Source organism: Bradyrhizobium sp. USDA 376 (assembly GCF_054063675.1).
Map to the genome: position 1 here is coordinate 481,207 of NZ_JBSSGN010000001.1, position 16,797 is coordinate 498,003.

Genomic DNA, 16,797 nt, shown 5'->3' on the forward strand with positions numbered 1-16,797 from the left:
TAGTGACCGGCGCCGCACGCCGGTCCCCCGCGCTACTGCGGGACGGCCGTGCCATCCCGCTCCTTAATTTCATTCAGCCGCGTCGAGCTGTGCGGATCATCGTCGCTGGCGTTTTCCTGATCCTCATCGTCGGCGAGGAATTCGGGCAGCCGGCCCGCTTCGCCCTCCTGCCCCACTGGCGCTGCATCGGGATCGACGAGACGCAGCGGCTCCGGCAACCAGCCTGAGCCATCCAGAAGGCGCTCGGCCTCCTTGGCCATGTCGGCCTTCTTAAGATGGTCGATCAGTTGAGCCGACGACTCGCCCTTAGCCTCCCGTACGGCCTCCAGAATGCGCGGCTTGGTGACCCGGCCGAGATAGTTGTCGACGGAGGGCTTCCACCCTGCCTGCACCATGTCTAGCCCGACCGCCCGCGCCAGCACATCAGCGCGGTCGAGACGCGTGCGGACGCCGTGTGCTGAGACGCGAGCCTGATTGTAGCGATTGGCCGGCTCATAGACGGCATTGACCGCAAAAGATGCACAGTGGGCGAACAGCGATGCTTGTGCACCACCATCGAGAGCCGTTAGCGCATCCCAAAGATCGTTCTCCCTCTTCGGCAACCGCGCCTTCCAGGCCTCGTGCCGCGCCTCGACAGCCTTGGCGGAGGCGCTTTCCCTCAGCCCCGGAGCTTGGGCAGGAAAGTTCGGCGTGCGAAGGCCGATCTCTAGACAGCTTCCGGATGACGCGAACCGGTAAAAGGCCGTCAGCACGAAGTTGTGCAGCACCGCCTGGAACGCGATCGCAGGATTTTCTGCCAGCGCGTCGCGCAATGCCAACGTGCGATGCGCCGTCAGCTCGGTGATCAACCGATCCGGCAGAGGCCTGGCCGCGTCGTCATCTTGTTCTTCGGCATAAGGCGCACTACCCGCGACTGCGATGACCGTGCGCTGGACTGAAGTGCTGGGCTCCTTCCCTTCGTTCGACGACGGATCGGCGGCCTGCGCGATATCAGGATCGGTTGCCGGCACTTCGTCCTCAGGCCGGACGTAACCACGATACACGCAGAGCCGTCCTTCGGAATCGATGCTGATGAAGACACCAGCCCGGGCGATCTCCGCCGGATCGTAAAGCATCGGCCGGTTCTCGAACGCCGCCAGCGCCGACTCGATTTCGCCGAGGCGCTGATCGACTTCTTCGGGCAATTCGTCGGCATCCTGGTATTCGGTTTCAAGCTTGGCTTGCTCGGTGTTCAGGGCATCGATGGTGGCCCGCTCCCCAGGCGAGAGATCGACAGATTTTCCTTCGATTTTCCGGAGGCCTTGTGTGTGACCGTAGGAGAACTCTACGGCGACTGAGATCCACTTCCAGCCCTCGGCAGCAATCGTCTCAGCTTCGGCTTTGAGTTTTTCGATCACGAGGCGGTCGAGCAACACGATATCCTGAAGCCAACCGCCGTCGTCGTGCTCGAACAGATCCCGCAGAACGCCGCCACCCGCCTGCTGATAGGCGTCGAGGCCCACGAATTGCGCCCGGCGATCGGACCCGCGCACTGTGTTCTCGGTGAGCATGCGGCGGATCTGGTATGGCTCGTCATAACCGGAACGGCTGAGGTTCTCCCAGACTTGCTCCTGGCGGGCGTGATCCGCAGTAACTGAGAACGCCATGAGCTGCTCGAGCGTCATGCCGTCTTCGGCATAGACGTCATGCAACTTCGGCGAGACCGACGCCAGGCGCAGGCGCTGCTTGACGATCGCAGGGTTCACGAAATGGCGCGCGGCAATGACTTCCTCACTCATGCCGAGATCGCGGAGCGTCTGGAAGGCCCGAAACTGATCAAGCGGATGCAGGCCGACCCGCTCATCGTTCTCCGCCATCGAATCGTCCTCGGCAAAGCCCTTCGCGAACGACGCACGGCACCGCCTGCGTCCTCGACATCCGCTTTTGTTTCACCAGGAGCTCGAGAGCGCGATAGCGCCTGCCTCCCGCTGGTCCCTCGAACATGCCGGTCTCGTTGCCATCAGGATCAACGACGGCCCGGACACTTAGACTTGCAGAAGCGTACGCTGCGCGATGCTCTCGGCTAGCTGCTCGATCGAAACGCCGGCCTTGACGCGGCGAACGTTCGATTGGCTGAGCACGAGCTTGTTGAAGGGGATGTCCCTTGAAGGCGACAGCGTGATCTTTTGTACGGCTTTCGTCATTTTGGCTCTCCACGACGGGCGGCCGTGAGACTCTCTCTCGGCTTCCAACCCGTCGCGAATAGCGCCCCCTCCTCTCACTCTTGCGCGGCGACAGGAGGCCAAGCATCAAGCCGTCTCGTGATCGGCAACAGCCGAATCCAGCGACGCGTGCTCAATGGGCTCGGGAATGAAGCCGAGCAAATAGTCCGCGGCCTTGCTCGCCTGTGAGGCGGCACGCACGATAGCCCGATTGTCTTCGCGCAGGACTTCGAGCCAGGAGCCAATATAGTCGGCATGGCGCACGGTCGGGACGATCCCGAGCGACGCGCAGCTGAACGCGGAGCTCAACTCGGCGACCAGTTCTTCGAAGGCATATTTCTTGGTGCCATAGGATCCGCTAAGATCGCGGTTGAGGCGCGAGCGATGTCCGGTCGCGTGGCCGAGTTCATGCAGCGCGGTGCGGTGCCAATTGATCGGCTCGAAATAGGCCTGCGGCGGCGGGACCTGCACGAAGTCTTCGGCCGGCGCGTAGAATGCGCGATCGCCACCAATCCGAAATGTGATCCCGGTGGCCCTGATCAAAGTTTCCACGGTAGGCTCGATCAGACCTGGCGGCGGTGGCGGAGCCGCGGTCGCGATCTCGCCGGGGAGTCCGTCGCATTGGTCCGTGTTGAAAACGGTAAATCGCTTGAGAAATGGAATGGCCTGCGCTTCGTCGCCGGTCTCGGCGGCGCGCTGTTTCTCATCGCGCGGCACGAAACGGTCGGCGTAGACCACCGCGGTGCCACGCTCCCCCTTGCGCACATAGCCTCCAAGCGACAGCGCCTGCCGGAACGTGAGCCAGCTTTGACCGCTGTAACCATGCTCGATCGTGCTTCCCCAGAGCAGAAGGACGTTGATCCCGCTGTAGGACCGATCGGTCGAAGCATTTTTCGGGATGGCCAACGGCGCTTTCGCCGCGGCCGTACCCCACGGCTGAACCCAGGGGACGCGTCCGGCCTCAAGCTCGACAATGATCTTGTCGGTAATTTCGTTATAGAGGTTCGCCCGGTCTTGGCCGGCGCGCGCGCGAACAGTAGGATTTGACATCGCGGTTCTCCGCGACGGGCGCCGCGAGCCACTCTCGCAGCTTCTAACCCGTCACGAAAAACCCAGCCTGCACTCTTACTCTCAGACTCTTCGCAATCTGCCAGGCTGCAGGCCTGATCAGGCGTGCGCCAGGGGCGCATCGCCTTCGAGAGATGGCACCCGCAGGAGCGTGAGCATAGCGACGCCGAAGGCGGCACGCGAGACCGAGTGCGGCGACGAGACCGGTTCAATAGCGGCACCCGGGAACGGGGCAGTGATAGCGATCGCCGCAGGCGAGCCCCTTTCCCGAGTGCCCCCGGCGAGGAGCTCCAAAGCCTAGCGCGAGATGCTCCGTCAGCTCAACCACACAATGCAGGGCTGCATCGTTTATCCGAAGAAACGCAGGCATGAGCCGGAGCCCCTGCAACTCTCGCATCGCTGATGGACTTTAGTCGTTCATTTCGGAAGTCCACCGCAGCTTCCTGCAGTTAAGCAACTGGTTGCTGTGTGCATGGCACGCAATGCGCTCCGTTCGGGCTTGTCTCGCATTCTGCAGGAGCCGCCAACAGCCGGCGCAGCCACTTCTGGTCTGCCTCCCGCCGGGCGTTGAAGCGATCGACGCATTTCCTGGAGCAAAGGGCCGTTCGCCACCAGTAATGGCGGATCAGCCCGAACCTTCCACCACACACCGCACAGCACCCTCGGTTTTCGGAGCTATGAGAGCTATTCTGCATTTTCGCCTCCTTTGGCGGCCCCTCGTGCGGCAACATCGTGCCCGCACGTAAAGAGCGGCACCGTTTCTGCTAAATGTGGCTGCATTTTCGGGCACCGGGCGCACGAGCTCGGCTCTTTGTGCGCCCTCGTGGCGAAGCGATACGCTCGATCGCGTTGCGTCGCCCGATTAATCGGCGACTGTAGCCAGGTTTTGATCTCGAATGATGCAATGAGCAGCGCTGGAGAGACAAAATCCTGCGCAGATGCATACAACGCCGGCGTTTTTCGCCGGATACCTCCTCGGGGTAGCAGCATCCCACTGTACCCGCGAGTCCAGTTCCGGCGCGGTCGACTCAGGAGGGGCGACGTGTGATCGCCCTATTGACGTTCGCGATCCGCTCCCATCTCGACCATAGTCACGAAGGTGTGCGGCTGCTCTCCGGCGCCGCCAATCTGCAGCCGTCGCGCACAGATCACACGCCGTCCGCGAACGGGGCTGTCGATAGTATCGACAATGGGTTCGAACTGTTGCTTCTGGGCAAGCAACTGCCGGTCGCGCCGTTCGATCAAGTCGGCCGCCTCCGGGGAGAACAATTCGCGGTCCTGCCGACGATTTCGGCCCGCGACATGCCGATCATCTTCTCCGCAGCCTTGTTGACGAAGAGGTAACGCAAGCTGCGCGCGTCCTTGGCGATGATGCCTTCGTGAACGTTCTCGACAATGGTGGCCAGCAGACGCTCAGTCCTCTCCAACATCCGCTGGCCATGTCGCAGGTCGGTGACGTCCTCATGCACGGACACCCACCCGCCGCCATCCATCGGACGCTCGTAGATATTGATGGTGCGGCCGTCATTTAGCGCGATCTCATAGGCGGTCGGCTCGCGCCGGGCGATTCGATCGAGAATCGCCGCGAGATGTTTCGCGATGTCGTCGCTGAAGAGCCCGCTCTTGATACGATGCTGCAGGATTTTCTCCAGCGTAGAGCCAGCCCTGATCGTCTCTGGCAGATTGTAGATCCGCCGATAGTTATTGTTCATCGCGACGACATTGGCCCTGCCGTCAAGCATGATGAGGCCTTGCGGCATGCTGTTGATCGCCGCCGATAACTGCCACTTCTTGGCCTGGTACTTGTCGTTGAACTGGTCGCGCTGGGTTATAGCGGCGTCGCGTTGCTGCGCCGTGTTGAACTCGAGCTGCTCCAGCTCTAGAATCTTTTGCATGGCATCACGGAAGTGCTGCATGTTGCGGGCCAGATGCCCGATCTCGTCGTGCCGCATCAGATGCGGCACCTCGCTCTTGATGTCTCCTGCGGCGATCCGGTCGGTTGCTTGCGCGATATCGGAGAGCCGCCCGACCACGGAGTCGCGCATGACGAGGACGTTGATCGCGGCAAGGACCAGCGCCGCGAGTCCAAGCATGAATAGGTACCAGGCCGCATAGCGGTTCTCGTCAGCAAGCTGGTCGGCTTCGCGGGCTCGCTTATCGTAGGATCGCTGCAGTGCCTCGAGGTCAGCATTGAGCTTGCTGCGCACGGTGCGATTGGCCTGGTTATCGCCCCATTCACGAGCCGCGGCCGGACTGATCTCGAGCCCCCGCCGCACCAGTTCCAGCCGAAAGTCGATGAACTGCATCACTCGCTTTTTGAACGCCTCGAATTGCTCGAGATCGTCGGGATGGACAGTCTGCTCCCAGCGCATCATCACCGCCGTGAGCTCGCCGCTGCACTTGACCAACTCGTCCGCGAATTGCTTTACTTTCGCCGGTTCGGTGGACATGTAGATCCCGCGCGACTCCATCACGATCGCGTAGATCAGGGCGTTGACGCGCCCGATATTGACGGCAGCCGACGCCGAATCGATCTGCATGTGCCGATAGTTCGTCTGCAGGCGCACGCATTGGACCGACATCACCAACAGAAACATTGTGACGATCGTCAAAAATCCGGCGATGGAATAGACTTTGTCGGCCACGCTCAGGCTACCGGAGCCGCGCACAAAGCGGACAAACCTTTGCAGCGTCGTGGTCGCGGTCTGCGCCCCAAAGCCCACCGTCACTGCGTTCATGATGCACCTATCCGGTCTAGAATGGCAGAGAATTGGTCCCGCAGGGCTAGCGGAGACTTCACGGCCTCGCCTCGGTTTATCTTTCGAAGGTCCCACGCGCCAGAGCATCTCTTCGCGAAACGGTCTGAGGAGGCTGCGCTGCGGCTGCACCGGTTGATATGTCGCCCCCGCGATCAAAGTCTAAGGGCAGCCGGCGTAGGCAGGGATGATGGCCTGAACGCACAAGGCACTCCAACGGCGCGCGATAACGGCTGCTGGTCCGCTTGCAAGTGGCCGGCCTGCTGCAGGCGCGCAAGTGGGCGACGTCACCTGAAAGAGCAGCCGCGATGGCGCGGGACAGGCAACGACTGAGAGATAAGGTGGTGAACTATCAGACAATCACGCTGGAAAAACGCGTTCTTTCCGAGGATTTGCATGAATAGCGCGTAGGATTCCCTGGTCGACGCAAGGCAACGCTCGGCGAGCTCTTTGCGCGGCACTGAGGGCGCCAATCGCGACCTTGTCTCTCTCGGGTAGTTCCGACCAGGAGGCAATTTCACCTCGCGTCGACGGTGTGCTCGTTCCTTCGAATGTGAAGGCGAAGGCAAACTGGGGCTCCATAGCCCCTGTCAACAGGTCTGCGCTCCGCGCGGGCCCGTTGGCCACCGCTCATCTTGACGCTTGCTCAGCTTGAGCTTTCCGAATCAACGCCAGGGGTTTCCCGGGCCCGACCGGCTCTGCGTTGACCACTTCGTACTCGCACCGACCGTTTTCGACTGCGCCAGCCAGCATGTGCGGTATCAATGCCGCGGTTCCGATGGGTTCGAACAGTCTGCTGTGTTCAGAATAGCCTGCTGCATCCTTGCCGGGCTGCCGCTCCAAGACGATTGAACGTCCGTTCGGCATGATCAGCCGCGTCCAGTCCAGCAGAACGCGCGACTGGCCAAAAGCGACCTGGCTGTCGTACCCGCCGATGAGCCTTGCTCCCTGAGGCCGCTATGTTGACGGCCAGTCGTGGCGCTTCTCGGCATGGCCAAGCACGCCGTCGCCTCTGGGCTCCCCCAAGACTGCACCCACGGCACGTCGCCGGCTTCAAGCTCGCCGATAATTTTGTGGTGATTTTGCCTTAAAGGCTTGTCTGGTCCTCGCCAGTGCACGCCCGAAGGTAGTGTCTGGGCATCGCGGATCTCCGCGGCGGGCGCCGCGAGCCTCTCTCGCGGCCTGTGACCCGTCACGGCAAACCCGGCCAAAACTCTTATTCTCAGCCTCTTCGGACGGAAGCGACGCCACTTGACCAAGCGGCCGCGTGGTTCGGTTAGCGAGCGCGCTGCACGCACACAGATGACAGAATGCAAAATCTGCGACGCGCTCGGCCTTCTATTTCATTCTTCGGGACTTGGCCTTTAGGTGCCTTGGCCCAAACCTACCAGGCGTGCGCCAAGGGCGCATCGCCTCAAGGCAAAATGGCACCCGGAGAGCGTGAGCATAGCGACCCGAAGGGGCACGCGGGTCCGAGTGCAGCGACGAGACCGGTTCAATAGCGGCACCCGGGAACGGGGCAGTGATAGCGATCGCCGAGAGGCGAGCCCCTTTCCCGAGTGCCCCCGGCGGGGAGCTCCGCATCTCCTAGCGCGAGGGATCGACGCCGCACGGCGGCCGAGACGCAAGGCAGCTCGGTCCATATGTGGACGGCCCCCGACTTGCAAGGATTGGATCGGTCAGCATATTCGGATCGCTTGCGCTCATATGTCCGGCCTATTTTCGGATCTTACGATCCTTGGCCAAGATGGGCTTCGCGGACGGTGAGTTCCAAACACGAGAGCGGCATTTGCTGCCGGTAAACCGAGCGGAGTGTCTCACATGACCGGCTCGCGCCGAACGTACCACCTCGTCCTTTCCTGCAAGTTCCGGCCTCAGCGTCAGATCTAGCCGTCTGACGCAAAGCTCTGCTTGTCGTTCAAAGTCTATGTCGGCGATGGGATCGGCACCGCGCTCGCAGCCCGGTACCGCTCGCCGGTAACCATCAGCTTCCAAGCTATCCGCGCCAGCTTGTTTGCTAACGCTATCGCCACCAGCTTCGGCGGCTTGCGCGTGATGATGTCTGTCAGCCAGGGCCAAGAGCGGCTCCCGCGTCGTCGCACATCCGCGATCACGGCTGTCGCGCCAGCTACCAAGACGGTTCGCAACATGCCATCACCGGCGCGCGTGATGACACCGAGTCGATTCTTGCCGGCCGTGGAATGATTTTTTGGCGTCAGGCCAAGCCAAGCAGCAAAGTTTCTTGCCGATTTGAACCCGCGGGCATCCACGACCTTGATTGACAGCAGCGTCGCACCGATTGGCCCAATTCCTGGAATGGTTGCCAGTCTTCGGCTCATCTCGTTGCTCCGATGGATTTGCGCGAGTTTCTTATCGAGAGTAACGACCTGATCATCGACGCGCGCCAGTTCTGCAGCCAACGCCTCTATCAACTCTATCGCCAGGTCCGGGACTGTCGCATCAGCCTTGATATCGATCAGCAATTGCGGAAGCCTCGAAAGCCCCTTGGGCGCGGTAAAGCCGAACTCAGCGGCGTAGCCGCGGATCGAATTGGCGAGCTGGGTGCGCCTACTGATGAACTGAGCCCGCACGCGCGTCAGCATCTGCGCGCCCTGCTGCTCAGGACTTTTGACCGGCACGAAGTTCTTGCGCAGTTTTGGTCGGCTTGCCGCCTCGCAAATCGCCTCCGCGTCCGCAGCGTCGGATTTCCCTCGCTGCAGTAGAGTCGAGGAGAGGCGCGGTGATGCGCTTGTTGCGCGTTCCGTTTCCTCTCCCCGCTCATCAAACCGGACGTGCGGTTTTCCCGCATCCGGCTTTCCGACAGGTTTCGTCACAAGGCGCACGTCGGCGACACTTTGCGCACGCGGTTCAGCACAAGTACGCCAGGGTTCCCATAGATCTGATCAGAGAACCGTCTGACGCCACGTCCTGGCGTCTTATGTCGTCTGCGCAGAAAGGCGAGCACGCGGTCAAAGACGTGTCGATCAACGGCCTGATGAGCCGTAGCAAGCGAGCCATAGCTGAAGTAAGCGGACCAGCCGCGCAGAAGGCGGTTCAGTCGTGCTTGTACTTCGAGCCAAGCGCCCTTGTTGCCCGGCGTCAGCAGTTCGCTGACCTTCCTCTTGATCCGCAGCACGCTTTTCTTCGACGGAGCCGCGCCAAGATACCACCGCCCCCCATTGCGGAAGTGGCGGGGTCCGAGCGTGTACCCAAGGAAGTCAAAGCTTTCCAATCGGGCATTCTTCACCGAGGTTTTAGTCTCGTTGAGTGTCAGCCCAAGCTTGGTCATCACCGCTTTCGTCCACGTCAATGCGTCTTCCGCGTGGCCGCGGCTGAGAATGACGAAGTCGTCGGCATAGGAGATAATCTGGCCATGGAATGCTTCACGCCGACCGCTGAGACGCCAATGCTTCAGGAACCGGTTCATGTAGATGACGGAGAGCAGCGGACTGATGACACCCCCCTGTGGCGTGCCACACTTGTTGCTCTTACCGCCGCTCATGCGCCGTTTCCCGTTGCTATCCCGCTCCTCGACCGGTACTCGCAGCCATAACTTAATCAGCCGCAGCACATTCCGGTCGACGATGCGTCGGGCCACCGATTTGAGGAGGTCCGAGTGCGGTATCGTGTCGAAGTATTTCGACAAATCGGCGTCAACAACATCTGTGTAGCTCCGGCACATAAGCCGGTGCACTTCCTTGACGGCATCGACCGCGTTGCGGCGCGGGCGATATCCATAAGCTCCGTCCTCAAAATCCGCCTCGAAGATCGGTTCCAGCACGATCTTTGCAGCAGCTTGGACGACCCGGTCCCGGATTGTTGGGATACCGAGCGGACGTTCGCCGCCGCCGGGCTTCGGGATCATCACCCGCCGCACCGGATCGGGCCGATAGGTCTTCGTGACGAGTTCATCGCGCAGGCCAGCCAACCATGCTTCGAGTCCCGACGCGTCGATCTGTTCGAAAGTTATTCCGTCCACTCCCGGCGCACCCGCGTTGGCGCGGGCCAGCTTGTAGGCATGGCTCAGAATGTCCTCGCGGCAGATCTTGTCGTACAGCACGTAGAAGCGGAAGGCAGGCTCCGCCTTCGCCTTACAATAAAGCTTTCTTTCTCTGAAGGCTCCTGATCTTATCGGGCGTTTCAAGGCTCATCGCCAATCTACCCTTTCCCTCGCCATCTTCAAAAGCGCACCTGAAGTCAGGGTCCTTTCCTCCGCCGGAATTACCCGGTTTCATCGGTACCTTTGACCCTGTCCGACTCCCGTCCGGTCCATCGACTACTCAATGCTGAAGGCGCGACCTTCGACCAAGACGGGTCTCCCCCGATTACCCGTACTACCTTTCCAACGTGCCGTGCCCATTACCCCGGTGAACCAGACAGGTGCGTGCGTCAATTGCTTCCCTGTCCGCACGGCCTTCCCCGCCATACGATCGGGTCGGCATTCACATCGTAACTTTCGAGGCGTGCTCAGGCTTCACTCACGTTACGGCCCGCTGGATTGCTCGGCCGCCTAAAGCGACCTTTGTCACGAGGCTTCGATCCGTCCGATTGCTCGTCCAAACCGCTCGTCAGCTACCAGATCAATCGACAACTCTCTGGGTGGATCCTTCCTCCACTGGTAATACGCGCCGTCGGGGCGCACCATACGGCTTGACATATTGTGGCGGGATCATCGCGACCTCATGTCCGAGCGATCGCAGCTCCCGCGCCCAATAATGCGACGCGCCACAAGCTTCCATTGCGACAAACGCTGGCGGCAAACGACGGAAGAATTCCAGAACCTGGCCGCGCCTCAACTTGCGCCGCAAGACTGGTTGCTCCATCCCGTCAACGCCGTGTAGCTGAAATACGCTTTTTGACGTGTCCAAACCGATTCGAACAATTGCCACGGACGGCTCCTTCGTTTGAGGTCATCGACGACCCCATCCTGCCACGCACACCGGCGGAAGGGGGCCGTCCACCCCAACACGAGAGCCCGGTGCGGCGGAAGCCGCACACGCGAATCGGAAAAATCCGCCAGTCCGCGGATCTAGATGTCCTCGCGCGCTTGCGTCTGCGCGTCATAGATCCTGATCTGAAGCATGGGAAAGCGCTTCTTGAGTTCCTCTCCGCCTGCCCTGGCGCCGTCTCTGGTTGCAAATTCGGCCTTGAGTCGGCCATCCACTTCAAGTGCGTAACCAGAGGCCGGCAGTTCACGGGTTGCTGCAAACATTTCATTCCCATTGTGCAGTGAGGTGGTCGGGAATGATGGGTAACGTGAGTCGCCCAAACGACGCCAGACCCACCTGCCCCGGTGCGCTGATCGCTCGTCGCATCTTGTGGATTGACGTCTCGCAGTGGAGCCCTTCGAGGACGGGCATTTGCATGGTCCGAACAGGGGGACGGGGTTTCAGCCAGCGCGGATGCTGCATGGACACGGCCCGACATTGCTGCCTTCCACAGCACTCGCCCGCGCAGTCACCCTCCCGCTGAGCCGACATGTGCGGCTGGCCTCTGAAATTTATGCCGCCTGGAAGTGCAATTGTGGAATGGCCGCGACCAGCTTCCTCGTATAGGGTTGCCGAGGCCGTAAAAATACGTCGTCCGCTCCACCGGCTTCGACGGCCACGCCATGGTGCATGACAAGAACGCGGTCGCTGAGGTGGTGCACGACGCCGAGATCATGCGAGATGAATAGATAGCTGACACGCAAATGCGACTTGAGATCTCCAAGCAGATCGAGAATTTGCGCTTGGATGGATACATCAAGTGCCGCAACCGGCTCGTCACACACGATGATCCTGGGGCGCGGAGCAATCGCGCGGGCGATCGCAACCCGCTGACGTTGACCGCCCGACAGTTCGAGTGGGCGCCTGGTCCTGAAGCTTGGTGACAGCCCCACAAGATCGAGCAACTCGCTGACCTCGGACCGTCGATTGGCTCGGTCGAGGTCTCCGGGGCCTCTTGTCAAGGCATCATCAATGACGCACTCGATGGTCCAGCGCGGATCGAATGAACTTAGTGGGTCCTGGTAGATGACCGAGATATCCGATCGCCGCTGGCGGCGCTCTTTCTCAGTCGCTGCAGTCCACGGCGAACCCTCGAGTGTCACCTCTCCTTGGTCCGGCCTTTCGAGCGCGAGCGCCATGCGTGCCACGGTCGTCTTCCCGGACCCTGACTCTCCGACGATGCCTAGCGTCTCTCCATGGCCGAGGCGAAACGAGACGTCATTGACGACGGTACGCAGCTTGCCATCCGGTCCACGAAAGCGCTTGACGAGCCGTTCCGCCTCAAGCAGGGGTCGACCGCACTGTGCGATACTCGATTGGGTCAGCGCTCTGGTCTCTTCTCCTTCAGCCGAGATGAAGCGCGGCGCCGTCGAGGACGAAAGACGGCTCCCGCGTGACCGGACGGATGGGATCGCCTTGAGTAGGCCCCGCGTATAATCATGTCTCGGATCGCCAAAGATCTGTTCTGATGAGCCATGCTCGATGATTTCGCCGTGTCGCATCACAATAACCTCGTCGGCCATCTGCGATACCACAGCAAGATTGTGGCTGATGAGAATCATGGCCTTGCCGCGTTGGCGGGTTTCGCTGAGCAGATCCAGGATTTGCGCCTGGATCGTAACGTCCAGCGCCGTCGTGGGCTCATCTGCGATCAAAAGAGCTGGATCGAGTGCGATTGCCGTCGCAATCAAGGCTCTTTGCCGTTGCCCGCCTGAAAGCTCATGTGGAAGCTGCCGCGCCTTGACCGCCGGCTCGGGCACGCCCACGAGATTCAGAAGCTCAACTACCCGTTCCGTCAAGTCTGCGCGTGTCCTGATTGCACGGTGAACACTTAGTGCTTCACCGATCTCCTTGCCAACCGGTCTCAGCGGATCGAGCGACACCAGCGCGTCCTGTAACACAAAGCCAATGCGCTTGCCGCGCAAGGCTCTCCATTCCCTGTCACCGAGTCGATCGATATTCTTCCCCTGAAAAGTCAGGCGGTCAGCTTGGACATGAGATCGCGCCCCGGTCAGACCAACCAGCGTCCGGGCCGTAACGCTTTTGCCTGATCCAGATTCACCGACGATCGCGACGCACCGGCCTTCCTCAACCCTGAAAGAGACCCTCTTGACCACAGCTCGCCGCGAATGCGCCGGCCCGAATGAAACGTTGAGGTTTTGTACGGTGAGCAACGGGTCGCTAGCCGGGGGCTTTGTGGCATTTTGCCGGAAGGAAGCTGCGGGATAGGTCACGTTCATGGAAGCTCGATCCTTCCTTCCAGGCGTTGCTGCACGTACTGGCCGATGACAGTCACTGAGAGCGCGAAGGTAGCGATGGCGATCCCGGGCATGACCTCGAGCCACCATGCATAGATTACGTAGTTGCGCCCGGCATTGAGCAGTGCGCCCCATTCCGATGACGGGGGCGCAACTCCCAAGCCGAGAAACGAAAGGCCGGATGCCCAAATGATGGCTTGCCCGATACCGAGCGTGAACATTGTCGCAAGCGGGCTGATTGCGTTGGGGAGGATATGCTTGAACAGGATGCCCCTGGGCGAGTGGCCTAACGCCTTTGCCGCCTCAACATAACCAGTAGCTTTGACCCTCAGAACCTGCACCCTCACCATGCGTGCATATCCTGGCGATGTTCCAAGGCCGACCGCGATAATCAGTGTCGAGACCGAGGTGCCCAACAACGAAACGAAGAGAAGCGCAAGGAACAGAGTGGGGAGAGCGAACAGGGCGTCGAAGAGCCGGCTGAGCACGTTGTCGATCCAGCCGCCAGACAGGCCCGCCGTCACGCCGAGTATGAGCGCGATGGCAAGGCTGAGCGCAGTCGCACCCAGCCCAATGGAGAGAGACTGACCTGTCCCCGCCACGATGCGGGAATAGAGATCCCGTCCGGACTGGTCCGTCCCCAGCCAATGCGTCAATGAAGGGGCCTTGAGAGGTGACATCAAGCTCAGCGCCAACGGATCATGCGTCTGAAGCAGTTTCGGCGCAATCGCCGCGATGAGGAAGAAGGCGGTGAAGACAGTCGCGACATAGACCGGAACCGGAAACATACGGGCGCCCGTCAGCACTCTTGCAGTTATGAACGCTTTTGTATGTCCCGCGGAGCCATTGGCGAAACTCATGCCTCTTTCATCCTCGGGTCGACGAGCTGTATCGTGAGATCCACGATCAAGCTCGCGGCGACAAACAGCGCAGCTGAAACCAGGATCACCCCTGACACGACCGGGACATCGCGTGTGGACGATGCTGCGACAAGGACGCCGCCGAGCCCCTGACGGCCGAAGACCGCTTCGATCAATACCGCGCCCGACAGCAGCTTGCCTATGATCCAGCCGGAAAGGGTGATCCCCGGCAAGGCCGCATGGCGCAGAGCGTGACGTAGACGGACGCTGAGATCACCTGTGCCGCGCATTCTCGATGAGGTGATGAAAGGCTGATCAAGAACCCGCGTAAATCCGCTCAAGACCGCTTGACCAAGGAAGCCGTAGATTTCCAAGGCCAGGGCCATCGTCGGCAGAACGAGGCCCATGAGGGTGTTGCCGCCCACGACAGGAAACAAGCGAAGCTGGATCGCGAAAACGACCAGCAGGATTGTGCCCAGCCAATAGGGCGGCAGGGTTGCCAGGAAGACCTGAAACCCGCCTAGCGCCTTGGACAATATGTTGTTACGCCCGGCGAAAAGAACCGTGGTCGTGATGGTGATGATCCAGGCGGTCAACATGGCGGCAAAAGCGAGCGCGATCGTTGGTCCGATCTGGCGCGCGATCAGGTCTGTGACAGGTTGATATTGGACGTAGGACTGCCCAAGGTCTCCGTGCATCACATCCCTTACATACTTTCCGTATTGCACGAAGACGGGTTGATCGAAGCCATATTTGGCATTGATGGCGAGTAGCTGGTCCCGAGGAATCTCTCCCACGTTTCCGCTATTTGCATTGAAGATGATCTGGGCCCGTTCCCCGGGCATCAGAAACTGCACAAAGAAGGTGAATGTCGCCGCGACCCAAACCACGATCAGGCCGGACAAGAGCCGGCGCGCTAGCCAAAGGCTTTGATGGCCTATCGTCTTCACCGCATTCATTTCTTGTCGGTGACATATGCGTCCGAGAAAACGGGCTCGCCCACCGACCCGCTGTCGAGCCAGATGTCCTTCACATTATCGGCTAAAGCGAGGGTGACATCCAAAACCGTGTAGCTCAGGGATGGCGCGTTCTCGACGATCCGGCGTTCCGCCTGCTGATAAAGACCGGTGCGTTGCGTCTTGTCAGGCGCCTGTTCGGCCTTCTGGATGATGTCCCACAGGGGCAAATCCTGATAGCGGGATGGATTGAACGGATTGCGGACGCCATTCAGGTCAGGCTTGTACGAAATGCGATAGATCTCGGCGCCCGGCGCAACCCAATATAGTGGAAGTGCTTCATAGTCATTGGGACCAAGATTCTTTCCTGCCCAGAAATCAGCCTGGTTGGTCGGCTGGAGCCGCACGTCGAACCCTGCAGCCTTTGCTTGCTGCTGAATGATCTGCAGGACCTGATCGCCGTCGGGAGGCGAAAAAGCATTGGTGTAGGTGATGCGTATGATCAGCGCATTGCCATTCTTGCTGCGAATGCCGTTTGAATCGCGCTCCGTCCACCCAGCCTCATCGAGCAGTTTGTTCGCCTTCTCGATGTCATAGGAATATGATTTTGAGAGCTCGCCGACATATTCCGGCGAACTTTGGCTCAAAGCGAAATTGCCCTCATAGGGCAGTGAGCCAAGAAACGCCGCTTGCACGGCAGCACGTCGGTCCGAGGCGTAAGCAAAAGCCTGCCGGACACGCACGTCGTCGAACGGCGGTCTCTCGGAGAACAACGCAAGCCGAAGCGGCGTTCCACCCGTGAGGTGGCGCACGATCTTGAACCGGGAATTGGCGTCCTGCCAGTTGACGGCAGGGATATGATAGACAACGTCGGATTCGCCGGTCAGAAGTGAGCCGTAGCGTATCGTGGGGTCAGCGAGAAAACGCCACTCAATTCCTTCGACATAGGCTGGGCCTTGATGCTTGGCAGTGGCCGGCGCCGAATTATAGTTTGGGTTTCGACGGAATATGACGTTCTTGCCGCGGTTCCATTTCTCTACGATGAACGGACCCGAACCAACTGGGCTTTCGCAGTTCACGGCCTTGCCACGCTTAAGCGCCGTCGGCGACAAGATGCCTTGCGAGGACTGCGCAAAGACATTCAGCAGCGGCTCGAACGGCGTCTTCAACGTGATTTTGAGCGTCAGCGGGTCGGCAACCGCCGCGGACTCGAAGATGCCCCTGAGATAAGGACCGGCTGTGGGGTTCTCGAGCTCCGGACTGTCGCTCAGCCATCCATTGATGTTATCGACGACCGCCTGGGCGTCCAGAGACGTCCCGTCCGTGAATTTGACATCGGGCTTGATCTGGAAGGTGTAAGTTTTGCGGTCATCCGAGATGGTCCAGGCGGTCGCAAGCCAAGGCAGGATCCTTCCGTCTTCAGCCCTGGCGACCAGATTGTCGCTGAATTGACGCTGAAGGTACCACTGCTGCACCCAACCACCATAGAGGCACGGCGGCTCCTGGAAGTGTCCGTACCGGATAGTCCCACCCGATTGCGGCTTGCCAGCCGAAACGTCCTCCGCGTGCACTGGATCCGCAATCGAAAGGCCAGACATCGCGATGGCGATGATTGCGGCGCGAGACTTCACACGACGATTCAGACTTTTGAGAAGAAACACCACATGAACGGCAGCCGGCTTGGACATGATAAGCTCCGAATGTGATAAA

At 60.4% G+C, this 16,797-nt stretch carries 10 protein-coding genes and 3 pseudogenes; all 13 read right to left on the bottom strand.

The window, feature by feature from the left end:
• Positions 1-69 precede the first annotated feature (69 nt).
• Positions 70-2,183 (bottom strand): annotated as a pseudogene (locus ACVJ19_RS02100) (ParB/RepB/Spo0J family partition protein).
• Between the two features lie 105 nt (positions 2,184-2,288).
• A complete protein-coding gene (locus ACVJ19_RS02105; RefSeq protein ID WP_014498063.1) occupies positions 2,289-3,251 on the bottom strand; it encodes an ArdC family protein in 963 nt (320 codons plus the stop codon).
• Between the two features lie 1,071 nt (positions 3,252-4,322).
• On the bottom strand, positions 4,323-4,514 hold the full coding sequence (locus ACVJ19_RS02110) for a hypothetical protein (RefSeq protein ID WP_223153756.1): 192 nt from the start codon (positions 4,512-4,514) through the stop codon (positions 4,323-4,325).
• The gene (locus ACVJ19_RS02115) at positions 4,511-6,007 is read right to left on the bottom strand and encodes a PAS-domain containing protein (protein ID WP_453947823.1); all 1,497 of its coding nucleotides are present in this window, start codon (positions 6,005-6,007) and stop codon (positions 4,511-4,513) included. The genes ACVJ19_RS02110 and ACVJ19_RS02115 overlap by 4 nt, the downstream gene beginning before the upstream one ends.
• 822 nt (positions 6,008-6,829) lie before the next feature.
• Positions 6,830-6,979: pseudogene (locus tag ACVJ19_RS02120) on the bottom strand (TrbI/VirB10 family protein); the annotation flags it as partial.
• Positions 6,980-7,950: 971 nt separating this feature from the next.
• Positions 7,951-8,859, bottom strand: coding sequence for an IS110 family RNA-guided transposase (locus ACVJ19_RS02125; protein ID WP_453947824.1), 909 nt, complete (start codon positions 8,857-8,859; stop codon positions 7,951-7,953).
• Entirely contained in the window at positions 8,856-10,169 is a 1,314-nt protein-coding gene (gene ltrA / locus ACVJ19_RS02130; protein ID WP_453947825.1) for a group II intron reverse transcriptase/maturase, read from the bottom strand. Before ltrA ends, ACVJ19_RS02125 begins: the two co-directional genes overlap by 4 nt.
• A 499-nt stretch (positions 10,170-10,668) precedes the next feature.
• Positions 10,669-10,914: pseudogene (locus ACVJ19_RS02135) on the bottom strand (IS110 family transposase); the annotation flags it as partial.
• Between the two features lie 140 nt (positions 10,915-11,054).
• Positions 11,055-11,237: a hypothetical protein gene (locus ACVJ19_RS02140; RefSeq protein ID WP_014498065.1), complete on the bottom strand. Its 183-nt coding sequence runs from the start codon at positions 11,235-11,237 to the stop codon at positions 11,055-11,057.
• 288 nt (positions 11,238-11,525) lie between these two features.
• Positions 11,526-13,253, bottom strand: a complete 1,728-nt coding sequence (locus ACVJ19_RS02145) for a dipeptide ABC transporter ATP-binding protein (protein WP_453947826.1) — start codon at positions 13,251-13,253, stop codon at positions 11,526-11,528.
• Positions 13,250-14,131 (bottom strand): ABC transporter permease, encoded by an 882-nt coding sequence (locus tag ACVJ19_RS02150; protein WP_340672013.1) that lies wholly within the window; start codon positions 14,129-14,131, stop codon positions 13,250-13,252. Before ACVJ19_RS02150 ends, ACVJ19_RS02145 begins: the two co-directional genes overlap by 4 nt.
• On the bottom strand, positions 14,128-15,090 hold the full coding sequence (locus ACVJ19_RS02155; RefSeq protein WP_340672014.1) for an ABC transporter permease: 963 nt from the start codon (positions 15,088-15,090) through the stop codon (positions 14,128-14,130). Before ACVJ19_RS02155 ends, ACVJ19_RS02150 begins: the two co-directional genes overlap by 4 nt.
• Positions 15,087-16,775: an ABC transporter substrate-binding protein gene (locus ACVJ19_RS02160; protein ID WP_453947827.1), complete on the bottom strand. Its 1,689-nt coding sequence runs from the start codon at positions 16,773-16,775 to the stop codon at positions 15,087-15,089. The genes ACVJ19_RS02155 and ACVJ19_RS02160 overlap by 4 nt, the downstream gene beginning before the upstream one ends.
• Positions 16,776-16,797 lie beyond the last annotated feature (22 nt).